The sequence below is a fragment of the Citrobacter sp. T1.2D-1 genome, from assembly GCF_950098555.1.
Taxonomy (GTDB): domain Bacteria; phylum Pseudomonadota; class Gammaproteobacteria; order Enterobacterales; family Enterobacteriaceae; genus Citrobacter_A; species Citrobacter_A telavivensis.
This window is the reverse complement of sequence record NZ_CATNHH010000023.1, coordinates 98616-119283: the sequence shown is the minus strand read 5'-3', so window position 1 is coordinate 119283 and position 20668 is coordinate 98616. Positions and strand designations below refer to the sequence as shown.

The following is a 20668-nucleotide window of genomic DNA, read 5'->3' as shown; positions in this document are numbered from 1 at the left end:
TAAGGCAAAACGTTATTTTCGTCAAATGACCGTTACATCGACCGTACAAAAATATTTACACACTTGAGTGACCGCAACCTGCGTTAGCGCAAAGCAGCGGATTCCGTATCGCCGTAGGCTACGCACTTTATTGAGGAGGAATGATGGATTCTGTACACGGTCACGAAGTGCTGAATATGATGATTGAGTCAGGCGAGCAATATTCTACGGCAAGCCTGGAAGCAGCGATTAAGACCCGGTTTGGTGAAACGGCGCGTTTTCATACCTGCTCAGCATCGGACATGACGGCGAGAGAACTGGTGGCATTTCTGGCGGCGAAAGGGAAGTTTATTGCTCAGGATGACGGTTTCTCTACGCATGAAAGCAAGATCTGCCGTCATTAAGAAAACGGTGAGGAATTTCCTCACCGTTTACGATTAATTTGCGGTATCGAGCGTCGACAGCTCTTTATCAATAAAATACAAACCTTCGCCGCTTTTCCCTGCCAGCGTTAATTTATCAATCACCGATTTAAACAATTTTTCTTCTTCATGCTGTTCGGCAACATACCATTGCAGGAAATTAAAGGTCGGATAGTCCTGGCTGGTCATGGCCGCATGCGCCAGCTCGTTAATTTTCTGGGTGATCAACTGTTCGTGTTCGTAGGTCACGCGGAATAATTCGTCCAGCGATCCATATTCAGCAAAAGGTGATGAGACGGTATTAATGCGTGGCAGGCTGCCGGTATCGGTCAGATAGTCGAACAGGCGCTGCATGTGGGTCATCTCTTCCTGTGCGTGGCGACGCAGGAACGCGGCGGCCCCTTCAAAGCTGTGGTAGCTGCACCAGGCACTCATCTGCTGATAGAGCAGGGAGGAATATAATTCCAGGTTCATTTGCTCATTCAGTTTGTCGATCATTTCTGTTTTCAGCATGACTTCGCTCCACGAAATTCATAAATATGTTGATGTGGCGTCACTATAATTTGTTATTTAAATATTTGCAAAAGGTAAAATAATAAATTTAATTATTAAAAATACGAATGGGAATAAAACGCATTTGCGCTATAAAATAATCAGCGTGCGATAAATCAGGCCAGTTAATACTGGCCCATAAATTAATAATAATGAGGCGTTGTTGGCGAAATGGCGACGCCCTGACACTGCCAGGAGAGTGTGATTTTGGTATTCATGCACAACGATCCGGCATAAACGCTACAGGTGCTTACGGGTTGGCCGAATGACCGGGCGCTGGCGTAGCCTAATTGTTGACACGCACGCGTGGCGGTACCCTGGGCGATATAGTCATCGGTATGGGCGTTTTGTAACATCGCCTGATCGTAACTCAACCGCACTACGCCGGTCGTCGTGCTGACATCACTCACCTGCGCCTGTCTGTTGATCGTACATCCCGTCAGGAGTATCAGTGAGAGGGCAATAAAAAGAGTCTTCATGGTATCGCTCTGAATGTTCGGTGATACGCTATCCTAATTCACGCATCGGCGTTTCAATGGCCTGAATAACTTATAAATCAGCAACGACTAATCCACACGACGGGAGAGACGGTTTGCGGTCAGTGGATGAAAATGTGAAACTGCTCCTTATTTTTAAAACCATTTTTCACAAAATTTGAAAGTATGTTTGCTAAGTAGTACTGTGCGGTATCGTGATTGACTCAAGGCGGGACTTCCCGCATCGCATTCAGGAGAAGACAGAATGAAAATTGCACTGATGATGGAAAACAGCCAGGCGGGCAAAAACGCCATCATTCACCGTGAACTTAAAGCGGTTGCGGATGAAAAGGGCTTTCCGGTATTCAACGTCGGGATGAGCGACGAGAATGACCACCATCTGACCTACATCCATCTTGGCATCATGGCCAGCATTCTGCTGAATTCGAAAGCGGTTGATTTCGTCGTGACCGGTTGCGGTACGGGTCAGGGGGCGCTGATGTCGCTGAATATTCATCCGGGCGTGGTGTGCGGCTACTGCATCGATCCGGCGGATGCGTTCCTGTTTGCGCAAATTAACAACGGTAACGCATTGTCTCTGCCGTTTGCGAAGGGCTTTGGCTGGGGAGCGGAACTGAACGTGCGCTTTATCTTTGAAAAAGCCTTTACGGGCCGGAACGGTGAAGGTTACCCGCCAGAGCGTAAAGAACCACAGGTACGTAACGCCGGGATCCTCAATCAGGTCAAAGCGGCGGTCGTGAAAGACAACTATCTTGATACGCTGCGCGCGATCGATCCGGAGCTGGTGAAGACAGCGGTTTCCGGTCAACGTTTCCAGCAGTGCTTCTTTGAAAATGGTCAGAATAAAGAGATTGAAGCGTTTGTTCGCGAAATCCTCGGCTGATTATTGCTGAAAAGCCGGATGGCGCAATGCGCTTCCGGCTTCACACATCACTGCCTTGCAGACACCGCGCTCCCCGCATTCTTCGTCAACCGTAATGTATCCACCATGCCAATCAGGCAAATAAGCGCGATGGCCACAAATGCCAGACGGAAGCTGATGCCAGGAATTGCGCTCATCCCCAGCCATTCACTCACATTCGCGCCAATACGAATACCGATTGCACCCAGCGAAATCCCCAGTCCAACGGCCAGTTGTGTGGCGGTGCTGAACAAGGTATTGGCATAGCTCATCTGGGCGGAAGGAACGTCTGAAAAAGCCAGCGTGCTGATGCCGGTAAACTGAATCGAACGGAACACGCCGCCAAGATACAGCACCAGCAAAATAAGCCAGACGGGAGTGGTCGGAGTGATCAGCGCGCAGGCGAGCAGGGCCAGCACATTGAGCGTCCCGTTAATCAGCAGTAGCTTTTTAAAGCCGAGCCAGCGGATGAGCGGTGTGGTGGCGGGCTTAATGGTCAGGTTGCCGACAAATACCGCCAGTACCAGCGAACCGGCCTGAAAGGCATTCATGCCAAATCCCACCTGAAACATGAGCGGCAGAAGAAAAGGCACGGCGCTGATAGAAGCCCGGAACAGCGAGCCTCCGTACATGGTGACGCGAAACGTTGGGACCTGCATGGCGTCGAGGCGAATCATTGGATAGCTGGCCCGCTTGAAATGGCGCAGAGAAAAGGCAAATGTCCCCACGCCAAGCGCCAGCAAGACTATCGTCAATCCGCCTTCGGGATGTTGCGCGCCCAGCAACTCCATCGCATAGACCAGGCTGACCATCGCAATAGCGGTGGCGATGAAACCAGGAAGATCGAAGGGACGCCGATCGTCATCGCGGATATTGGGAATAAATCGCAGCGCCAGTGCGATCGCCAGCAGGCCCAGGGGCACGTTAATAAAGAAGATCCAGCGCCAGTTGGCATAGCTGGTGATAAACCCGCCGAGCGGTGGGCCAATGATGGGGGCAACCAGTGCAGGCCAGGTTAAGGTGGCGATAGCCGTAATCAACTGATGCTTTGGCGTGGTGCGCAATACCGCTAAGCGACCAACCGGAACCATCAGTGCGCCACCCACGCCCTGCAGGATACGCATTGCCAGGAAGCCCTCCAGCGTCGTGGAAAGACCGCACAGTACTGACGCGAGGGTGAAAATGGCGAGGGCGAGCGTAAAGATTTTGCGTGCGCCAAAACGATCGGCTATCCAGCCGCTGGCCGGGATGAGAACCGCCAGGGTAATCAGATAGGCGCTGATACCAATGTTTAAATCAACCGCCGGAACACCGAAACTTTTGGCCATATCGGGCAGGGCGGTCGCGATCACCGTACCGTCAATAAACTCCATAAAAAATGCCCCTGCGACGAGCAGGGCGGCAGGGGAGATACCTCGCTTGCTTTCTATGATCCGATCTTCTTGCATGTTGTACTTGCCATTCAAAAAAAATTATAAAATTTTACCGGAACTGATAGTTACGTAGATGCTTGATTTACCAGCTAAACAGACATAAATGCAAAGGATATGTAAATTTAAAATAGTGATACTCATCACAAAACGGTTGATTTTTGTGATGGCGGTCATATTATGTGTGTATAGACGATAACACCTGCATAACAACATATTTGGAGTCATGCCATGAAACTGCGCAAAATCCTGAAAAGCATGTTTGAAAATTATTGCAAAACTTTCAAAGACGTACCGCCAGGCGCTATGTTCTGATGAAAAAACCTGCTTCGGCAGGTTTTTTTATGCCTGTCATTTGCGCTGGCAGGTCTGGCTATCGTTTTAGCGTCTGAATCGGTACTATGACGGCCTTTCAACACTATCAGGAACGCCTACTATGTCCCAACCGCTGAATGCCGATCAGGAACTGGTCTCTGACGTTGTCGCCTGTCAGCTCGTCATCAAACAAATACTCGATGTTCTCGACGTGATTGCGCCTGTCGAAGTTCGTGAAAAAATGACCAGCCAGCTGAAACATATTGATTTTTCAACACATCCCGCTGCTGCCGATCCCGTCACGTTACGCGCTATCCAGAAAGCGATCGCGTTGATTGAACTGAAATTCACGCCGCAGGGCGAAGCTCACTAAAATAAACCGTTGTTTTAGATTTTAGAAATACTTTTTGCGATACCTCCCCAAAGAGGGAGGCATCGGACTGAAAGGACTTTGCGAACTGGCCTGCTGGGGTGTGAAATGCAGGCCAATGACGGGGTCAATTAATGCTGTTGATAATTGACCACGTTGAGTACGTGCTGATCGGTTTGTGCCGGGCAGAGGCCTGCGCGTTTGGCGCTACGCACTTCATCAAGAATTGTTTGCAACAACAGCCCATCTTGCTGCTGTTCTTTTTCCAGATCGTGGAGAAAATCGAGGGTTGGAGCATCATTCAGGGCTTCAGCTTCGTCAGTTAGCTGCGAAAGCGTGCTGGCGCGCTGTTCATAATCATCCATCGTTTTCTGAAACAGTTCTTCCAGCGAATGTAAATCCTCACCCGGTACGTCGATGGCCTTCACGACCGGATTCGCCCCGGCATTTTTCATGAAGTTAAACACGCGCATCATTTGGGTGACGTTACTCTGAGCCTGAGTACGTAAGAAAGTCGCAGTACCCATCAGACGGTGTTCAGAACACCACTCACTCAGATGGAGGTAGAGATTGGAAGCATAAAACTCAAGATTCATTTGATTGTTGAGTTTGTGAACCATTCCAACTGCAGCCATATCAATATCCTTATTTCCTGATAGAAGGGATGTGCAAAGCCAATATGCACAACTTACTGTTAGCAGAATAAATCCATTCTGCCGGTCCATTATGTGATCGAAGAGTCAATTTCGTTGCGAATCGAAAATAAGCATACCCTCATAAATGGAATAAGAAAATCCTTAAGTAGTATTGTTTATGTTTTTTTACATATTACTGAAGGTAATACATCAAGTAGAAGTTGGTAAACATAATGTGAAATTATATATCCCTTTGATTTTAAAGGGTAGGTAATGAGTTATTGGTTTTGAAATAGCGTTTCAAGTCACAAAACGGAATGATTTCACATGGTAATATAAGAATATTGATAATTTCGACCGTCCCTGCCGCGATAATAATCCTGAGAAACCGTTTTGGCTGAAATAACTCCGGTTTATCTCGTGCGGAAAATCAGGGCAGCGACATCATGTTTAATTATAACCGAATGATTAACTCGTCATTTTCGGTGTTATCAGTATGTAATAAATGAGGAACGGTGAATGAAAAGAGTGGCAGTCTTGCTGGCATCGGGTTTCGAAGAAGCGGAAGCGATCGTCACCATTGATATCTTGCGTCGTCTGAATATCGACGTTGACACACTGGCCTGTGCGGAATCTCGCGCCGTGGTGAGCTACCACGATGTTCCAATGGTGACCGATTACACCCTGGCGGAGAAGCGGGAGAGTTTGTATGACGCGGTGGTGCTGCCGGGTGGGCCACAGGGGAGCGTGAAACTTGCGGCGAATCCACTGGTTGTCGAGTTTATTTCGCGCCATGATGCCGCCGGGAAATTAATTTGTCCCATTTGCTCAGCGGCCGCACGCGTATTAGGCGGCAACGGCTTACTGAAGGGGCGTCGTTACGTCTGTTCAGGCGATCTCTATGAAACGGTGGCCGACGGGATCTATGTCGATGCCCCTGTTGTGGAAGATGGTCATCTCCTGAGCGGTAAAGGATTAGGCCATATTTTTGATTTTGCCCTGACGCTTTCAGCCCGTTTATTAGGCGATGACAAACCGGTCCGCGATCACGCCGAGCATATCTATTATCCGTGGTAATCCGTTTGTTCCCGAATGCAGACGTATTCGGGAACAAGGATTTGTGAGCTGACCTTATGGATTAATGTGCTACCCCACTTTTCATTTGTCTGACAATTACCCCCTTTCTTATGTCATTTTCCGCTGAATTTATGTACGCAATTACTGTAATTCTGCGGTGTGATGCCGCTCTCCTATGGAGAATCAATTTCCCGCTACAACTATTCCAGAACTGGCACTTATCACGAGTCTATTTGGTAATGCCTTGTTTTTCGTCTGAATTACACAAAGTCGTTGAATATTACCCTACATAAAATGACGCTAAAGCTGGAGTTAACCATGCACAAATTCACTAAAGCCCTGGCAGCCATCGGTCTGGCCGCCGTTATGTCACAATCCGCTATGGCAGAATCGATGAAGCTGGGTTTTCTGGTGAAACAACCGGAAGAGCCCTGGTTCCAGACAGAGTGGAAATTTGCCGATAAAGCCGGGAAAGATCTGGGTTTTGAAGTCATTAAAATTGCAGTGCCGGACGGCGAGAAGACTCTGAATGCGATTGATAGCCTGGCGGCAAGTGGGGCGAAGGGGTTTGTTATTTGTACCCCGGACCCAAAACTGGGCTCCGCCATTGTTGCTAAAGCGCGCGGCTATGACATGAAAGTGATCGCCGTGGACGATCAGTTCGTTAATGCCAAAGGCAAACCGATGGATACGGTCCCGCTGGTGATGATGGCAGCGACCAAAATCGGCGAACGTCAGGGCCAGGAACTGTATAAAGAGATGCAGAAACGTGGCTGGGACGCTAAAGAGAGCGCGGTGATGGCGATTACGGCCAACGAACTGGATACCGCTCGTCGTCGTACTTCCGGCTCGATGGAAGCGCTGAAAGCCGCGGGCTTCCCGGAAAAACAGATCTACCAGGTTCCAACCAAATCTAACGATATCCCAGGCGCATTTGATGCCGCCAACTCCATGCTGGTTCAGCACCCTGAAGTGAAGCACTGGCTGATTGTCGGTATGAACGATAACACCGTGCTGGGCGGCGTGCGCGCCACCGAAGGCCAGGGCTTTAAAGCGGCGGACGTGATCGGCGTGGGTATCAACGGCGTGGATGCGGTGAGCGAACTGTCAAAAGCGCAGGCGACCGGTTTCTTCGGCTCACTGCTGCCAAGCCCGGACGTTCACGGTTATAAATCCAGTGAAATGCTCTACAACTGGGTAACCAAGGGCGCTGAGCCACCTGCATTCACCGAAGTGACTGACGTGGTGCTGATCACCCGCGACAACTTTAAAGAAGAGTTGGCGAAAAAAGGGTTAGGCGGCAAGTAATACGACAGCAAGTGAAAGGCCGGGTGGCATCGTTCATGCTGCCATCCGGCAACCGGTTAGAACGATACTGACTCACGGAGACGTTATGCAACAGTCTACCCCGTATCTCTCATTTCGCGGCATTGGTAAAACCTTCCCTGGCGTCAAAGCGCTTACGGATATCAGTTTTGACTGTTACGCCGGTCAGGTGCATGCGCTGATGGGTGAAAATGGCGCCGGGAAATCAACACTCTTAAAAATTCTCAGCGGTAACTATGCGCCAACCACGGGCTCTTTGGCGATTCGCGAGCAGGAAATGAGCTTCGCGGACACCACCGCCGCGCTGAATGCCGGCGTTGCCATTATTTACCAGGAATTGCATCTCGTGCCGGAGATGACCGTTGCCGAGAATATCTATCTCGGTCAGCTTCCGCACAAAGGCGGCATTGTGAACCGCACTCTGCTCAACTATGAAGCTGGTCTGCAACTTAAACATCTGGGGATGGATATCGACCCCGCAACCCCTCTGAAGTATCTCTCAATCGGTCAGTGGCAAATGGTGGAAATCGCCAAAGCGCTGGCGCGTAACGCCAAGATCATCGCCTTCGACGAACCAACCAGCTCGCTCTCCGCAAGGGAGATAGAGAACCTGTTCCGGGTGATCCGCGAGCTGCGTAAAGAAGGGCGGGTCATTTTGTATGTTTCGCACCGCATGGAGGAAATCTTCGCCCTCAGTGATGCGATTACCGTGTTTAAAGATGGCCGCTACGTGAAGACCTTTACCGATATGCAGCAGGTCAACCACGATGCGCTGGTGCAGGCGATGGTAGGGCGCGATCTGGGTGATATTTACGGCTGGCAGTCACGTCCCTATGGCGCAGAACGCCTGCGTCTGCATGAGGTAAAAGCGCCGGGCGTACGTACGCCCATTAGCCTCACGGTACGCAGCGGCGAAATTGTCGGGCTGTTTGGGCTGGTGGGGGCGGGTCGCAGTGAGTTGATGAAGGGCTTATTTGGCGGTACCCGCATCAGCGAAGGGCAGGTGTATATCGACGAAAAACCGATTGATATCCGCAAGCCGGCAAATGCCATCGCGGCAGGAATGATGCTGTGTCCGGAAGACCGAAAAGCGGAGGGGATCATCCCGGTACATTCGGTTCGCGACAACATCAACATCAGCGCCCGGCGTAAGCATGTGCTGGGCGGATGTGTGATCAACAACGGATGGGAGGAGACCAATGCCGACCATCACATTCGATCGCTGAATATCAAAACCCCCGGTGCCGAACAGCTAATCATGAACCTCTCCGGCGGCAACCAGCAGAAGGCTATTCTTGGTCGCTGGCTGTCGGAAGAAATGAAGGTGATTTTGCTCGACGAACCGACGCGTGGGATTGACGTTGGCGCGAAGCACGAAATTTATAACGTTATTTATGCCCTGGCCGCGCGCGGCGTTGCCGTGCTGTTCGCCTCCAGTGACCTGCCGGAAGTCCTCGGCGTGGCTGACCGCATTGTGGTGATGCGGGAAGGCGAGATCGCCGGGGAATTACTTCACGAACAGGCGGATGAGCGCCAGGCGCTGAGCCTCGCTATGCCTAAAGTCAGCCAGGCTGTCGCCTGAGAAAGGAGAGAATGATGTCTTCCGTAACTACTTCCGGATCGGGCGCGCCAAAGTCGCCGTCACCTTTTAGCCTCGGACGTATCTGGGACCAGTACGGCATGCTGGTGGTGTTTGCCGTCCTGTTCCTGGCCTGCGCCATTTTTGTGCCAAACTTCGCGACATTCATCAATATGAAAGGGCTGGGGCTGGCGATCTCCATGTCGGGCATGGTGGCCTGCGGCATGTTGTTTTGCCTGGCGTCAGGGGATTTCGACCTGTCCGTGGCGTCGGTGATTGCCTGCGCCGGGGTGACCACGGCGGTGGTCATCAATATGACCGAAAGCCTGTGGATCGGCGTGGGGGCGGGCCTGTTGCTGGGGGTGCTGTGCGGACTGGTCAACGGCTTCGTGATTGCACAACTGAAGATCAACGCCCTGATCACCACGCTGGCAACGATGCAAATCGTCCGCGGCCTGGCGTATATCATTTCTGACGGTAAAGCGGTGGGGATTGAAGACGAGCGCTTCTTTACTCTCGGTTACGCCAACTGGTTCGGCTTACCGGCCCCGATCTGGCTCACGGTGGGCTGCCTGATCATCTTTGGCTTGCTGTTAAACAAAACCACCTTCGGGCGCAACACGCTGGCAATTGGGGGCAACGAAGAAGCGGCGCGTCTGGCAGGGGTTCCGGTGGTGCGCACGAAGATCATTATTTTCGTGCTCTCCGGTCTGGTCTCTGCGGCAGCCGGGATTATCCTCGCTTCGCGTATGACAAGCGGACAGCCGATGACCTCCATTGGCTATGAGCTGATTGTCATCTCTGCCTGTGTGTTAGGCGGCGTTTCCCTGAAGGGCGGCATCGGAAAAATCTCATATGTGGTGGCGGGCGTCCTGATCCTGGGTACCGTTGAGAATGCGATGAACCTGTTGAACATTTCGCCTTTCGCCCAGTACGTCGTGCGCGGTCTGATCCTGCTGGCAGCGGTGATCTTCGACCGTTACAAACAAAAAGCGAAACGTACAATCTGATAAAAAACGTCCAACTTTTTAGTCTAGTTCCTCTCCTTTGCCAGCCGCTACCCCGGCTGGCAATTGTCTTTCCAAATGGCGAGCATTGTCACACTGTCTATACTTATCGTTGCTTATGAGGCGCGATCCGCGCGTCTCAGACATGACAATAAGGAGGAGTACCGGGTGGCAGAACCGTTAACCGTAACCCCTGAACAGTCCGCGCACTATGCTTATTTTTTTGATCTCGATGGAACCCTTGCAGAGCTCAAGCCGCATCCAGACCAGGTGGTGATTCCTCCCACGATCCTTCAGATGCTCCATCATCTTGCAGAATGCAACGCAGGGGCTCTGGCATTGATTTCAGGGCGCTCAATGGTTGAACTTGATGCGTTGGCTAACCCATGGCGCTTTCCACTGGCAGGCGTGCATGGGGCTGAACGCCGTGACATCAATGGGAAAATGCATATCGTACATCTCCCTTCGGCAATAGAACGCGATATCAGCGTGCAGTTACATACGGCGCTGAGGCATCTGCCAGGAACGGAGATTGAGACCAAAGGAATGGCGTTTGCGCTGCATTACCGACAGGCACCCGAGCATGAGGCCGCGCTACAGGCGCTGGCGCTGCGTATCACGCAAACCTGGCCGCAGCTTGCGCTTCAGCAAGGGAAGTGTGTTGTCGAAATTAAACCGAAAGGCACCAACAAAGGTGAAGCCATAGCCGCGTTTATGCAGGAAGCACCGTTTGCCGGGCGGGTCCCTGTTTTCCTGGGGGACGATCTGACCGATGAGACGGGGTTTCGTGTGGTGAACAAGGCGGGTGGTATTTCAGTGAAGGTTGGAGAGGGGGAGACGCAGGCACAATGGCGATTAGCCGGGGTGCCAGATGTCTGGCGCTGGCTGGAGTCTGTTTACGCTGCACAACAAGAAAAAAACACGAATGACAGGAGAGATGGCAATGAGTCGTTTAGTCGTAGTATCTAATCGAATAGCGCCTCCGGATAACAAAACCAGTGCGGGCGGTCTCGCCGTTGGGATACTGGGGGCGTTGAAAGCGGCAGGGGGGCTTTGGTTCGGTTGGAGTGGCGAACTGGGTAACGAGGATGAGCCATTAAAAAAGATCGCCCGGGGCAACATCACCTGGGCGTCGTTTAACCTGAGCGAAAAGGATCACGAAGAGTATTACAACCAGTTCTCTAATGCGGTGTTATGGCCGGCCTTTCACTACCGGCTAGACCTGGTAAACTTTCAGCGTACTGCCTGGGAAGGCTACCAGCGTGTGAATGCGCAACTGGCAGACAAACTCCTGCCGCTGCTGAAAGACGATGATATCCTCTGGATCCATGATTATCACCTGCTACCGTTTGCCAGCGAACTGCGCAAGCGTGGCGTGAACAACCGGGTCGGTTTCTTCCTGCATATTCCCTTTCCCACGCCGGAGATTTTTAATGCGCTGCCGTCGTCAGAAATCCTCCTTGAGCAGATGTGCGATTTTGATCTGCTGGGTTTTCAAACTGAAAACGACCGCCAGGCTTTCCTCGACAGCCTCTCCAGTCTGACAAGAGTCAGTTCCTGCGATACGCAGAACCACACGGCATGGGGGAAACACTTTCACACGGCGGTCTATCCTATCGGTATTGAACCGAAGGAGATTGCCCGCCAGGCGTCGGGACCATTACCACCCAAACTGGCTCAGTTAAAGGCTGAGTTAAAGAACCTGAAGAATATTTTTTCCGTTGAGCGACTCGATTACTCAAAAGGGCTTCCGGAGCGTTTTCAGGCCTATGAGGCGCTGCTGGAGAAATTCCCTCAGCATCATGGAAAAATCCGTTATACGCAGATTGCGCCCACTTCACGTGGCGATGTGCAGGCATACCAGGACATCCGTCATCAGCTTGAGACGGAAGCCGGACGCATTAACGGCAAATATGGGCAATTAGGCTGGACGCCGCTGTTTTATCTTAACCAGCATTTTGAACGTAAACTGTTGATGAAAGTGTTCCGTGCGTCGGATGTGGGACTGGTCACGCCCCTGCGCGACGGTATGAATCTGGTGGCGAAGGAGTTCGTTGCCGCCCAGGATCCCGCCAATCCAGGCGTTCTGGTGCTGTCGCAGTTCGCTGGCGCGGCGAATGAGCTGACCTCCGCGCTGCTCGTCAATCCTTACGATCGCGATGAAGTGGCGGCAGCGCTGGATCGCGCACTCACTATGCCGCTGGCCGAGCGTATTTCACGTCATGCTGAGATGCTGGAAGTGATTGTGAAAAACGACATCAATCACTGGCAGGAGCATTTTATCCGCGATCTAAAGACGATCATCCCTCGCAGTGCTGAAACTCTTCAGTCACGCAAAGTCGCGACCTTTCCTAAGCTGGCCTGAAGACGTTTTAAGATTAATCACCTTCAAGCGGGACCAGCAGGACATCCACCAGGCTTGAGCTCACCACACTTTTCGCCGAGCAGGACGCTCGCGAAAAGAAGCTATGGTTATGGTTGCCGCAGATGACCAGATCCACATCGTGCTTGCGGCACACGTCCAGAATATGTTCGCTTAACTCGCCGTAGGTAATGAAGGTCTGTTCTATCGGGTAACCAGCATCTTTCCCCAATTTCTCAAGAAAATCATTTGTTTCTTCATGCATCACCGCACGTAAATCTTCCAGCATAGGGGCGGCAAATTGGTTGTATAACTCAGGGTCAGAGGCGAGGGTGATAAGGCTTATCCGGGCGTTGACGGGACGGGCAATGGAGACGGCTTTTGCCAGGAGTTGTTGGCTTTCCGGGGTCACAGCCACGGCAACAAGAATGTGGGTGTAGCTCATAACTCGCTCCTTATTGCAAGAATATGAGGTGGTTCTTCAGCATTACTCCGATTCGCTTACAACTGCAATGCTTCAATATGACAATAATGTGAAGGCTATCATAATTATTCATTAATATTCCTTATAAGTGGATCTAAGGAATAACCAAAAGTGTTAACCAAATCGATTGACTTAAATTAAATTACGGGCTCAATCAATATTCGGTTTAACCAATTCACATTAGTGATTAATCGCAATGCAATCATAAGTACAGTGTGTTGATTAAAAAATAGTAACAGTTAACATGTTGTTTGGAAAGGATAAAAAATATTATCTGTTCGGATTGAGATAAATTCACCTGAATTATTTCCGTTAGGTTACTTTCACTGCCGTGATGTAATATCTTCCACCGCGTCAGACGCCCGATTTAATACTCGTGAGAATAAAAAGGAGTTTCACTGGTTAATTTACCAGCAAAATAAAAGCTCAACTGATGGATTTATGTTAACGATTAAGTTAATTTATGTGATGTGCATCACATATTTTCCAAATTCGCAGCGTGGCTTTGTTGTATGTCTCGGGTGTCACGAGTACAGTTGCGTCGAATTAGGAAAAATCTTAGGCATTTGTAAGAAATCATGTGCTCGCGTTACAACCTGGCAAGGGACCAGCGTGACGCGTGTGTTCATGTTTTAGCGCCTGAGTAAAAGGTATGTGTTTGACCTATTTGCTTTTTTTACCGGGAATTCCCGGCGACATCACGGGGTGCGGTTTTACCGCATAAAAATAAAAGTTGGTTATTCTGGATGGGAATAATGCATACATCCGAGTTGCTGAAACACATTTATGACATCAACTTGTCATATTTACTCCTTGCACAGCGTCTAATCGTTCAGGACAAAGCGTCCGCTATGTTTCGTCTCGGGATCAATGAGGAAATGGCGGTCTCACTGGGGGCGCTGACCCTTCCACAAATGGTAAAACTGGCAGAAACGAATCAGCTTGTGTGTCATTTCCGTTTCGACAGTCATCAAACCATTACTCGTCTGACTCAGGATTCCAGAGTGGACGATCTCCAGCAAATTCATACCGGTATCATGCTGTCCACTCGTCTGTTAAGTGATGTCAATCAGGCTGATGAAACCGCGCGTAAGAAAAGGGCCTGATGATGAGTGAAAAAAGCATTGTTCAGGAAGCTCGTGATATCCAGTTAGCGATGGAATTGATCACACTGGGTGCCCGTTTGCAAATGCTGGAAAGCGAAACGCAGTTAAGTCGCGGTCGCCTCATCAAGCTCTACAAAGAACTTCGTGGCAGTCCGCCGCCGAAAGGTATGCTGCCGTTTTCCACTGACTGGTTTATGACCTGGGAGCAAAATATTCATGCTTCCATGTTCTGTAATGCCTGGCAGTTCTTGCTAAAAACGGGTCTGTGCAGTGGCGTTGATGCCGTGATTAAGGCGTATCGGCTGTACCTCGAGCAGTGTCCGCAGGGTGAACAGGGACCACTGCTGGCGTTGACTCGTGCGTGGACGCTGGTGCGTTTTGTAGAAAGTGGACTGCTTCAGTTATCGAGCTGCAACTGCTGTGGCGGTAATTTCATTACTCATGCTCACCAACCTGCGGGTAGTTTTGCCTGCAGTTTATGCCAGCCGCCTTCCCGTGCGGTAAAAAGACGTAAACTTTCCCAGGATGCTGCCGATATTATTCCACAACTGCTGGATGAACAGATCGAACAGGCTGTTTAACCGATACGGTGTGGTCGGAACACTCCAGCAGCGGTAAGCAATTACCGCTGCTTTTTTTTGCCTCGCCGACGTGTTAACGCCCCGACTGTACGTCCTGTCATAGTCAACAGCGGAAGGATGATGTCGTGCTTATCTTATTAGGTTACCTGGTGGTTATTGGTACAGTTTTCGGTGGTTACGTGATGACCGGCGGAAACCTGGGGGCACTCTATCAACCGGCTGAATTTGTCATCATCGGTGGCGCGGGAATAGGGGCATTTATCGTGGGCAACAACGGTAAAGCCATCAAGGGGACGCTGAAAGCGTTGCCGTTACTGTTTCGCCGTTCGAAATACACCAAAGCGATGTATATGGATCTGCTGGCGCTGCTCTATCGCCTGATGGCTAAGTCTCGCCAGCAGGGAATGTTCTCGCTTGAGCGCGATATCGAGAACCCAAAAGAGAGTGAGATTTTTGCCAGCTACCCGCGTATCCTGGCCGATCCGGTGATGCTGGAGTTCATCGTCGATTACCTGCGCCTGATCATCAGCGGCAACATGAATACCTTCGAAATTGAAGCGCTGATGGACGAAGAGATTGAGACGCATGAAAGCGAATCGGAAGTGCCGGCCAACAGCCTGGCTCTGATGGGGGATTCACTGCCGGCGTTTGGTATCGTTGCCGCGGTAATGGGTGTGGTACATGCGCTTGCGTCAGCGGACCGACCCGCCGCAGAGCTCGGTTCACTGATTGCCCACGCGATGGTAGGGACATTCCTCGGCATTCTGCTGGCCTACGGTTTTATTTCGCCGCTCGCCAGCGTCCTGCGCCAGAAGAGCGCGGAAACCAGCAAAATGATGCAGTGCGTGAAGATCACATTACTGTCGAATCTGAACGGTTACGCCCCGCCGATCGCCGTCGAGTTTGGACGTAAAACACTGTATTCCAGCGAACGTCCGTCGTTCATTGAACTGGAAGAGCATGTTCGCGCAGTGAAAAATCCGAATCCGCAACAGACGACGACTGAGGGCGCATGAAGAATCGGTCTCATCCTATCGTCGTCGTTAAACGGCGCAAACATAAGGGACATGGCGGCGGCGCACACGGATCGTGGAAGATTGCTTACGCTGACTTTATGACCGCCATGATGGCCTTTTTTCTGGTGATGTGGCTCATTTCTATCTCCAGCCCTAAAGAACTGATTCAGATTGCCGAATATTTCCGTACCCCGCTGGCAACGGCGGTGACGGGAGGGAATCGAATTTCCAACAGCCAGAGTCCGATTCCCGGCGGTGGCGACGACTTCACTCAGCAACAGGGTGAAGTGAACAAGCAGCCGAACATCGATGAACTGAAAAAACGTATGGAACAAAATCGCCTGAGCAAGCTGCGCGGCGACCTCGATCAGCTCATCGAATCGGATCCTAAACTGCGGGCGTTGCGTCCTCACCTGAAGATTGACCTGGTACAGGAAGGGCTGCGTATTCAGATTATCGACAGCCAGAATCGCCCGATGTTTAAGACCGGCAGCGCCGAGGTTGAGCCGTACATGCGTGACATCCTGCGGGCGATCGCGCCAGTGCTGAATGGTATTCCAAACCGTATCAGCTTGTCCGGGCATACCGACGATTTCCCTTACGCGAGCGGTGAAAAGGGCTACAGCAACTGGGAACTTTCTGCCGATCGCGCCAATGCGTCGCGGCGCGAACTGGTGCAAGGCGGTCTGGATGACGGAAAAGTATTACGGGTGGTCGGCATGGCCGCCACGATGCGCATGAGCGATCGCGGTCCGGATGATGCCATCAACCGCCGAATCAGTCTGTTGGTGCTGAACAAACAGTCCGAGCAGGCCATTTTGCATGAAAACGCTGAAAGCCAGAACGAGCCGGTAAGTGTATTACAACAGCCTGAGGCCAGTCCGCAGGTAAGCGTTCCCACATCGCCACCAGCCAATCCGAGGTGATAGCGTGAGCATGGATATAAGCGATTTTTATCAGACTTTTTTTGATGAAGCTGACGAGTTGTTGGCTGACATGGAGCAACATCTGCTCGATCTGGTGCCCGAAGCGCCGGATTCCGAGCAACTGAATGCCATATTTCGTGCAGCGCACTCCATCAAAGGGGGAGCCGGCACTTTCGGCTTTACCATTTTGCAGGAAACCACCCATCTGATGGAGAACCTGCTGGATGAAGCGCGTCGCGGTGAGATGCAGCTCAATACCGCCATTATCAACCTGTTTTTGGAAACGAAAGATATTATGCAGGAACAGCTCGATGCCTATAAAAGTTCGGAAGAACCGGACGCCGCCAGCTTCGAATACATCTGCACGGCATTACGCCAGTTAGCGCTGGAAGCGAAAGGTGAAACCGCGCCGGCGGTGGTGGCAAATGCCCGACTGAGCGTGGTCGACAACACGGCGCCTGAAGAGGTTGTTGCAGCCCAGGAAGAGAAGTTGCGCATTGTTCTCTCGCGCCTGAAGGCCAATGAAGTGGCGCTGCTGGAAGAAGAACTGGGCAATCTGACCACCTTATCTGATGTGGTCAAAGGCGCAGACAGCCTTGCGGCAACGCTTGACGGCGACATTGCAGAAGACGACGTTATCGCCGTGCTGTGCTTTGTGATTGAAGCCGATCAGATTGCCTTTGAGAAAGTGGTAACCGCGACGGCACCTGTGGTGCAGGCGGAAGTGGCTGACCCGGTTGCCGTCGAACAATCTGTCGTCGCGGTTCCTGCGGTGAGCGCGGTTGCGGGTGAAGCGCAAACCGGACGCGCAGAGCGGGAAAAACCGGCGCGCGCGAATGAATCCACCAGCATTCGTGTGGCGGTGGAGAAGGTCGATCAGCTTATCAACCTGGTCGGTGAACTGGTGATCACCCAGTCAATGCTGGCTCAGCGTTCGAATGAACTCGACCCGGTGAATCACGGCGATCTCATCACCAGCATGGGTCAGTTACAACGTAACGCCCGCGATCTGCAGGAATCGGTGATGTCGATTCGTATGATGCCGATGGAGTACGTGTTCAGTCGTTTCCCGCGTCTGGTACGCGATCTGGCGGGCAAACTCGGCAAGCAGGTTGAACTGACGCTGGTCGGCAGCTCGACAGAACTCGACAAGAGTCTGATTGAACGCATCATCGATCCGTTAACTCACCTGGTGCGTAACAGCCTCGACCACGGTATCGAACTGCCGGAAAAACGCATGGAATCCGGTAAGAATGTGGTGGGTAATCTGATCCTGTCGGCGGAGCATCAGGGTGGCAATATCTGCATCGAAGTGACCGATGACGGGGCCGGACTGAACCGCGAACGCATTCTGGCGAAGGCCATTTCCCAGGGGATGGCGGTCAATGAAAACATGACCGATGACGAAGTGGGAATGCTGATTTTTGCGCCTGGCTTCTCGACCGCCGAGCAGGTTACCGACGTTTCCGGACGCGGCGTGGGCATGGACGTGGTGAAACGTAACATCCAGGAGATGGGCGGCCATGTTGAAATCCAGTCGAAACAGGGAACCGGCACCACCATCCGCATTTTGCTGCCGCTGACGCTGGCTATCCTCGACGGTATGTCCGTCCGCGTGGCCGATGAAGTCTTTATTCTGCCGCTGAATGCGGTGATGGAATCCCTGCAGCCGCGTGACGATGATCTGCACCCGTTAGCCGGAGGCGAGCGCGTGCTGGAAGTGCGCGGCGAATATTTGCCGCTGGTTGAGTTGTGGAAAGTCTTCGAAGTGGAAGGGGCAAAAACCGAGGCCACCCAGGGCATCGTGGTGATCCTGCAAAGCGGCGGTCGCCGTTACGCACTGCTGGTGGATCAGTTGATTGGTCAGCACCAGGTGGTGGTAAAAAACCTGGAGAGCAATTATCGCAAAGTGCCGGGTATCTCAGCCGCCACGATTCTGGGCGATGGCAGCGTCGCGCTGATTGTGGATGTCTCCGCCCTGCAGGGTTTAAATCGCGAACAACGTATGGCGATCACCGCCGCCTGATTGAGTGAGAAAGGGTAAAATATGACCGGTATGACAAATGTAAGCAAACTGGCCGGCGAGCCGTCAGGTCAGGAATTCCTGGTGTTTACGCTGGGAGATGAAGAATACGGCATCGACATCCTGAAAGTGCAGGAGATCCGTGGTTACGATCAGGTCACGCGCATTGCCAACACGCCTTCCTTTATCAAAGGGGTAACGAACCTGCGCGGCGTGATTGTGCCGATTGTCGATTTGCGCGTGAAGTTCTGCCAGGGCGATGTCGACTATAACGATAACACCGTGGTGATTGTGCTTAATCTGGGACAGCGCGTGGTGGGGATCGTTGTGGATGGCGTGTCTGATGTGCTGTCACTGACCGCGGAGCAAATTCGCCCGGCACCGGAATTTGCCGTGACCCTGTCGACGGAATATCTGACCGGACTTGGCGCGCTGGGCGACCGGATGCTGATCCTGGTGAACATTGAGAAACTGTTGAACAGTGACGAAATGGCGCTGTTGGATATGGCCGCTTCTCACGTTGCATAAACTGACCGCCGGATGGCGCTATGCTTATCCGGCCTACAGTTTGAATGTGTTGTAGGCCGGATAAGGTGTTTACACCGCCATCCGGCAATTACCGCCTCCGTTATGCTTCGACCTTCTGCGACACTTCTTCCTCATCACGCTCTTCCAGCAAACCTTCATTTTGCGCCAGCATCGCTGTGGCAATACCGTTACCTAACACATTGATAGCGGAACGGCCCATGTCGAGAAAATGGTCGATACCCATCAGCAGCAAAATCCCGGCGACCGGAATATTGAAGCTCGGAATCGTTGCCGCCAGCACGACCAACGCGGAGCGCGGGACGCCGGCAATGCCCTTTGACGCCAGCATCAGCGTGAGCATCAGGACGCTGATCTCGGCAAACGACAGGTGGATATTGTAGGCCTGAGCGATAAACATCGAGGCAAAAGAGCAGTAGACCATTGAGCCGACCAGGTTGAAGGAGTAGCCAATGGGGAGCACGAAAGAGACGATGTTGCGCGAGCAGCCAAACGTTGTGAGTTGCTCCAGCGTTTTTGGATAGGCCGCTTCTGAACTGCTGGTGGTAAAGGCTACCAGCACCGGATCCTTGAGCATACTGACCAGGCGAAACACCTCTTTCTTCAGTACCAGATACCCCACCGCCAGCAATACCAGACAGGTCATCAGAATGGCAACGTAATAGCCGCCAATGAACGAGGCGTAGTTGAGCAAAATACCCAACCCTTCGGTGGCGATCACCGAGGAGATGGCGGCAAAAATCGCCAGCGGCGCGACGTACATCACGTAGCCGGTCACTTTCAGCATGATGTGGGACACCACGTCCAGCGCGGCTACCAGCGGGGCATTGAATTTTTCGCCCAGCGACGCGCCGCCAATCCCGAAAAACATTGAGAACACCACAATCTGCAAAATTTCGTTATTGGCCATCGCGCCGACAATGCTGGTGGGAATAGTATGCGACAGGAAGCCTTTCAGGCTCATTCCGCCAACGGCGAGGCCGGTATCGACCGCTTCTTTCGGGATAGCCAGATTGAGTCCGCTGCCGGGTTGTTCCAGGGTAACAATAAACAGGCCCACCAGAATGGAGAGGATGGAGGAGCTAATGAACCAGATCATCGCTTTGCCGCCTACACGCCCGATGGTGGACGTTTCGCCAAGACGCATAATGCCTACGGTCAGGGTGCTGAACACCAGAGGGGCGATGACCATTTTAATCAGACGTAAGAAGATGTCGGTGAGAAGCGTGATGTTATCCGACCAGGCGACAATAACGCTTTCGGATGTATACGAGTGAATAACCGCACCTGACAGAATGCCTGCCAGCATGAAAATCACGATAAATATCGTGAGCTTATTTGCATTTGCCACTAAAAATCCCTCGGGCTGAATTTAACCATTTGTCATCAGCGATATATACGTTTTGTGTATTTAATGCCGCTGAATCATTTCTTACCTAACCTGGAGTAATCCGCCGAGGGTTACAACTATTTTTTATTATTTACTCATTTTGTTGTGTTCTAACGAGGGCGATTTTGTGAACTGGATCGCATA

22 protein-coding genes are annotated in these 20668 nt (G+C 51.8%); 16 read left to right on the top strand and 6 right to left on the bottom strand.

What is annotated here, in order from left to right; translation table 11 throughout:
• Positions 1–143 precede the first annotated feature (143 nt).
• Entirely contained in the window at positions 144–383 is a 240-nt protein-coding gene (locus QQZ17_RS16730) for a YecH family metal-binding protein (protein WP_152406305.1), read from the top strand.
• A 33-nt stretch (positions 384–416) separates the two neighbouring features.
• On the opposite strand, the gene ftnA is transcribed toward QQZ17_RS16730, so the two are convergent.
• Together ftnA and QQZ17_RS16720 are read right to left on the bottom strand one after the other, a co-directional pair.
• On the bottom strand, positions 417–914 hold the full coding sequence (gene ftnA, locus QQZ17_RS16725) for a non-heme ferritin (RefSeq protein WP_152404015.1): 498 nt from the start codon (positions 912–914) through the stop codon (positions 417–419).
• Between the two features lie 182 nt (positions 915–1096).
• Positions 1097–1432, bottom strand: coding sequence for a YecR-like lipofamily protein (locus QQZ17_RS16720; protein WP_152404017.1), 336 nt, complete (start codon positions 1430–1432; stop codon positions 1097–1099).
• Between the two features lie 262 nt (positions 1433–1694).
• Here QQZ17_RS16720 and QQZ17_RS16715 point away from each other — a divergent pair, with 262 nt between their 5' ends.
• Complete coding sequence (locus tag QQZ17_RS16715; protein WP_152404019.1) at positions 1695–2333, top strand: RpiB/LacA/LacB family sugar-phosphate isomerase; 639 nt, start codon at positions 1695–1697, stop codon at positions 2331–2333.
• Positions 2334–2380: 47 nt separating this feature from the next.
• On the opposite strand, the gene QQZ17_RS16710 is transcribed toward QQZ17_RS16715, so the two are convergent.
• Positions 2381–3799 carry an MFS transporter gene (locus QQZ17_RS16710; RefSeq protein WP_152404021.1) on the bottom strand — a complete coding sequence of 473 codons (1419 nt, stop codon included), beginning with the start codon at positions 3797–3799 and terminating at the stop codon, positions 2381–2383.
• 213 nt (positions 3800–4012) lie between these two features.
• Here QQZ17_RS16710 and azuC point away from each other — a divergent pair, with 213 nt between their 5' ends.
• On the top strand, positions 4013–4096 hold the full coding sequence (azuC, locus tag QQZ17_RS16705; RefSeq protein WP_014229869.1) for a stress response protein AzuC: 84 nt from the start codon (positions 4013–4015) through the stop codon (positions 4094–4096).
• A gap of 121 nt (positions 4097–4217) precedes the next feature.
• Positions 4218–4469: a DUF2766 family protein gene (locus QQZ17_RS16700; protein ID WP_152404023.1), complete on the top strand. Its 252-nt coding sequence runs from the start codon at positions 4218–4220 to the stop codon at positions 4467–4469.
• Positions 4470–4597: 128 nt separating this feature from the next.
• Here the strand turns inward: QQZ17_RS16700 and QQZ17_RS16695 are convergent, their stop codons facing one another.
• The gene (locus QQZ17_RS16695) at positions 4598–5101 is read right to left on the bottom strand and encodes a non-heme ferritin-like protein (protein ID WP_152404025.1); all 504 of its coding nucleotides are present in this window, start codon (positions 5099–5101) and stop codon (positions 4598–4600) included.
• Between the two features lie 519 nt (positions 5102–5620).
• On the opposite strand from QQZ17_RS16695, the gene QQZ17_RS16690 reads away from it, so the two are divergent.
• The 6 genes from QQZ17_RS16690 to otsA all read left to right on the top strand — a co-directional run bounded on the left by QQZ17_RS16690 (position 5621) and on the right by otsA (position 12455).
• Complete coding sequence (locus QQZ17_RS16690; RefSeq protein WP_152404027.1) at positions 5621–6178, top strand: DJ-1/PfpI family protein; 558 nt, start codon at positions 5621–5623, stop codon at positions 6176–6178.
• Positions 6179–6496: 318 nt separating this feature from the next.
• Complete coding sequence (gene araF / locus QQZ17_RS16685; RefSeq protein ID WP_152404029.1) at positions 6497–7486, top strand: arabinose ABC transporter substrate-binding protein AraF; 990 nt, start codon at positions 6497–6499, stop codon at positions 7484–7486.
• Between the two features lie 85 nt (positions 7487–7571).
• A complete protein-coding gene (araG, locus tag QQZ17_RS16680) occupies positions 7572–9086 on the top strand; it encodes an arabinose ABC transporter ATP-binding protein AraG (RefSeq protein ID WP_152404031.1) in 1515 nt (504 codons plus the stop codon).
• A gap of 14 nt (positions 9087–9100) precedes the next feature.
• The gene (gene araH, locus QQZ17_RS16675) at positions 9101–10093 is read left to right on the top strand and encodes an arabinose ABC transporter permease AraH (RefSeq protein ID WP_152406306.1); all 993 of its coding nucleotides are present in this window, start codon (positions 9101–9103) and stop codon (positions 10091–10093) included.
• Positions 10094–10258: 165 nt separating this feature from the next.
• Entirely contained in the window at positions 10259–11059 is an 801-nt protein-coding gene (gene otsB / locus QQZ17_RS16670) for a trehalose-phosphatase (protein WP_152404033.1), read from the top strand.
• Positions 11034–12455 carry an alpha,alpha-trehalose-phosphate synthase gene (otsA, locus tag QQZ17_RS16665; RefSeq protein ID WP_152404036.1) on the top strand — a complete coding sequence of 474 codons (1422 nt, stop codon included), beginning with the start codon at positions 11034–11036 and terminating at the stop codon, positions 12453–12455. Before otsB ends, otsA begins: the two co-directional genes overlap by 26 nt.
• Positions 12456–12468: 13 nt before the next feature.
• Here otsA and uspC read toward each other — a convergent pair whose 3' ends face one another.
• Positions 12469–12897, bottom strand: a complete 429-nt coding sequence (gene uspC / locus QQZ17_RS16660; RefSeq protein ID WP_152404038.1) for a universal stress protein UspC — start codon at positions 12895–12897, stop codon at positions 12469–12471.
• A gap of 794 nt (positions 12898–13691) precedes the next feature.
• Between uspC and flhD the strand changes: the two genes are divergently transcribed.
• From flhD to cheW, 6 genes are all read left to right on the top strand, one after another.
• Positions 13692–14042, top strand: a complete 351-nt coding sequence (flhD, locus tag QQZ17_RS16655) for a flagellar transcriptional regulator FlhD (protein WP_042318359.1) — start codon at positions 13692–13694, stop codon at positions 14040–14042.
• Between the two features lie 2 nt (positions 14043–14044).
• Positions 14045–14623, top strand: coding sequence for a flagellar transcriptional regulator FlhC (flhC, locus tag QQZ17_RS16650; protein WP_046497981.1), 579 nt, complete (start codon positions 14045–14047; stop codon positions 14621–14623).
• A gap of 125 nt (positions 14624–14748) precedes the next feature.
• The gene (gene motA / locus QQZ17_RS16645; RefSeq protein WP_152404040.1) at positions 14749–15639 is read left to right on the top strand and encodes a flagellar motor stator protein MotA; all 891 of its coding nucleotides are present in this window, start codon (positions 14749–14751) and stop codon (positions 15637–15639) included.
• Positions 15636–16565, top strand: a complete 930-nt coding sequence (gene motB, locus QQZ17_RS16640; protein ID WP_152404042.1) for a flagellar motor protein MotB — start codon at positions 15636–15638, stop codon at positions 16563–16565. Before motA ends, motB begins: the two co-directional genes overlap by 4 nt.
• A 4-nt stretch (positions 16566–16569) precedes the next feature.
• Positions 16570–18591: a chemotaxis protein CheA gene (cheA, locus tag QQZ17_RS16635; RefSeq protein WP_152404045.1), complete on the top strand. Its 2022-nt coding sequence runs from the start codon at positions 16570–16572 to the stop codon at positions 18589–18591.
• Between the two features lie 21 nt (positions 18592–18612).
• The gene (gene cheW / locus QQZ17_RS16630) at positions 18613–19116 is read left to right on the top strand and encodes a chemotaxis protein CheW (RefSeq protein WP_152404047.1); all 504 of its coding nucleotides are present in this window, start codon (positions 18613–18615) and stop codon (positions 19114–19116) included.
• A 100-nt stretch (positions 19117–19216) separates the two neighbouring features.
• Here the strand turns inward: cheW and QQZ17_RS16625 are convergent, their stop codons facing one another.
• Entirely contained in the window at positions 19217–20485 is a 1269-nt protein-coding gene (locus QQZ17_RS16625; protein ID WP_152404049.1) for a dicarboxylate/amino acid:cation symporter, read from the bottom strand.
• Positions 20486–20668: the final 183 nt, after the last annotated feature.

Bases quoted from the DNA above. Each gene is read 5' to 3' on its own strand.
- QQZ17_RS16730 (WP_152406305.1), top strand. From the start codon at position 144: ATGGATTCTGTACACGGTCACGAAGTGCTGAATATGATGATTGAGTCA.
- ftnA (WP_152404015.1), bottom strand. From the start codon at position 914: ATGCTGAAAACAGAAATGATCGACAAACTGAATGAGCAAATGAACCTG.
- QQZ17_RS16720 (WP_152404017.1), bottom strand. From the start codon at position 1,432: ATGAAGACTCTTTTTATTGCCCTCTCACTGATACTCCTGACGGGATGT.
- QQZ17_RS16715 (WP_152404019.1), top strand. From the start codon at position 1,695: ATGAAAATTGCACTGATGATGGAAAACAGCCAGGCGGGCAAAAACGCC.
- QQZ17_RS16710 (WP_152404021.1), bottom strand. From the start codon at position 3,799: ATGCAAGAAGATCGGATCATAGAAAGCAAGCGAGGTATCTCCCCTGCC.
- azuC (WP_014229869.1), top strand. From the start codon at position 4,013: ATGAAACTGCGCAAAATCCTGAAAAGCATGTTTGAAAATTATTGCAAA.
- QQZ17_RS16700 (WP_152404023.1), top strand. From the start codon at position 4,218: ATGTCCCAACCGCTGAATGCCGATCAGGAACTGGTCTCTGACGTTGTC.
- QQZ17_RS16695 (WP_152404025.1), bottom strand. From the start codon at position 5,101: ATGGCTGCAGTTGGAATGGTTCACAAACTCAACAATCAAATGAATCTT.
- QQZ17_RS16690 (WP_152404027.1), top strand. From the start codon at position 5,621: ATGAAAAGAGTGGCAGTCTTGCTGGCATCGGGTTTCGAAGAAGCGGAA.
- araF (WP_152404029.1), top strand. From the start codon at position 6,497: ATGCACAAATTCACTAAAGCCCTGGCAGCCATCGGTCTGGCCGCCGTT.
- araG (WP_152404031.1), top strand. From the start codon at position 7,572: ATGCAACAGTCTACCCCGTATCTCTCATTTCGCGGCATTGGTAAAACC.
- araH (WP_152406306.1), top strand. From the start codon at position 9,101: ATGTCTTCCGTAACTACTTCCGGATCGGGCGCGCCAAAGTCGCCGTCA.
- otsA (WP_152404036.1), top strand. From the start codon at position 11,034: ATGAGTCGTTTAGTCGTAGTATCTAATCGAATAGCGCCTCCGGATAAC.
- uspC (WP_152404038.1), bottom strand. From the start codon at position 12,897: ATGAGCTACACCCACATTCTTGTTGCCGTGGCTGTGACCCCGGAAAGC.
- flhD (WP_042318359.1), top strand. From the start codon at position 13,692: ATGCATACATCCGAGTTGCTGAAACACATTTATGACATCAACTTGTCA.
- flhC (WP_046497981.1), top strand. From the start codon at position 14,045: ATGAGTGAAAAAAGCATTGTTCAGGAAGCTCGTGATATCCAGTTAGCG.
- motB (WP_152404042.1), top strand. From the start codon at position 15,636: ATGAAGAATCGGTCTCATCCTATCGTCGTCGTTAAACGGCGCAAACAT.
- cheW (WP_152404047.1), top strand. From the start codon at position 18,613: ATGACCGGTATGACAAATGTAAGCAAACTGGCCGGCGAGCCGTCAGGT.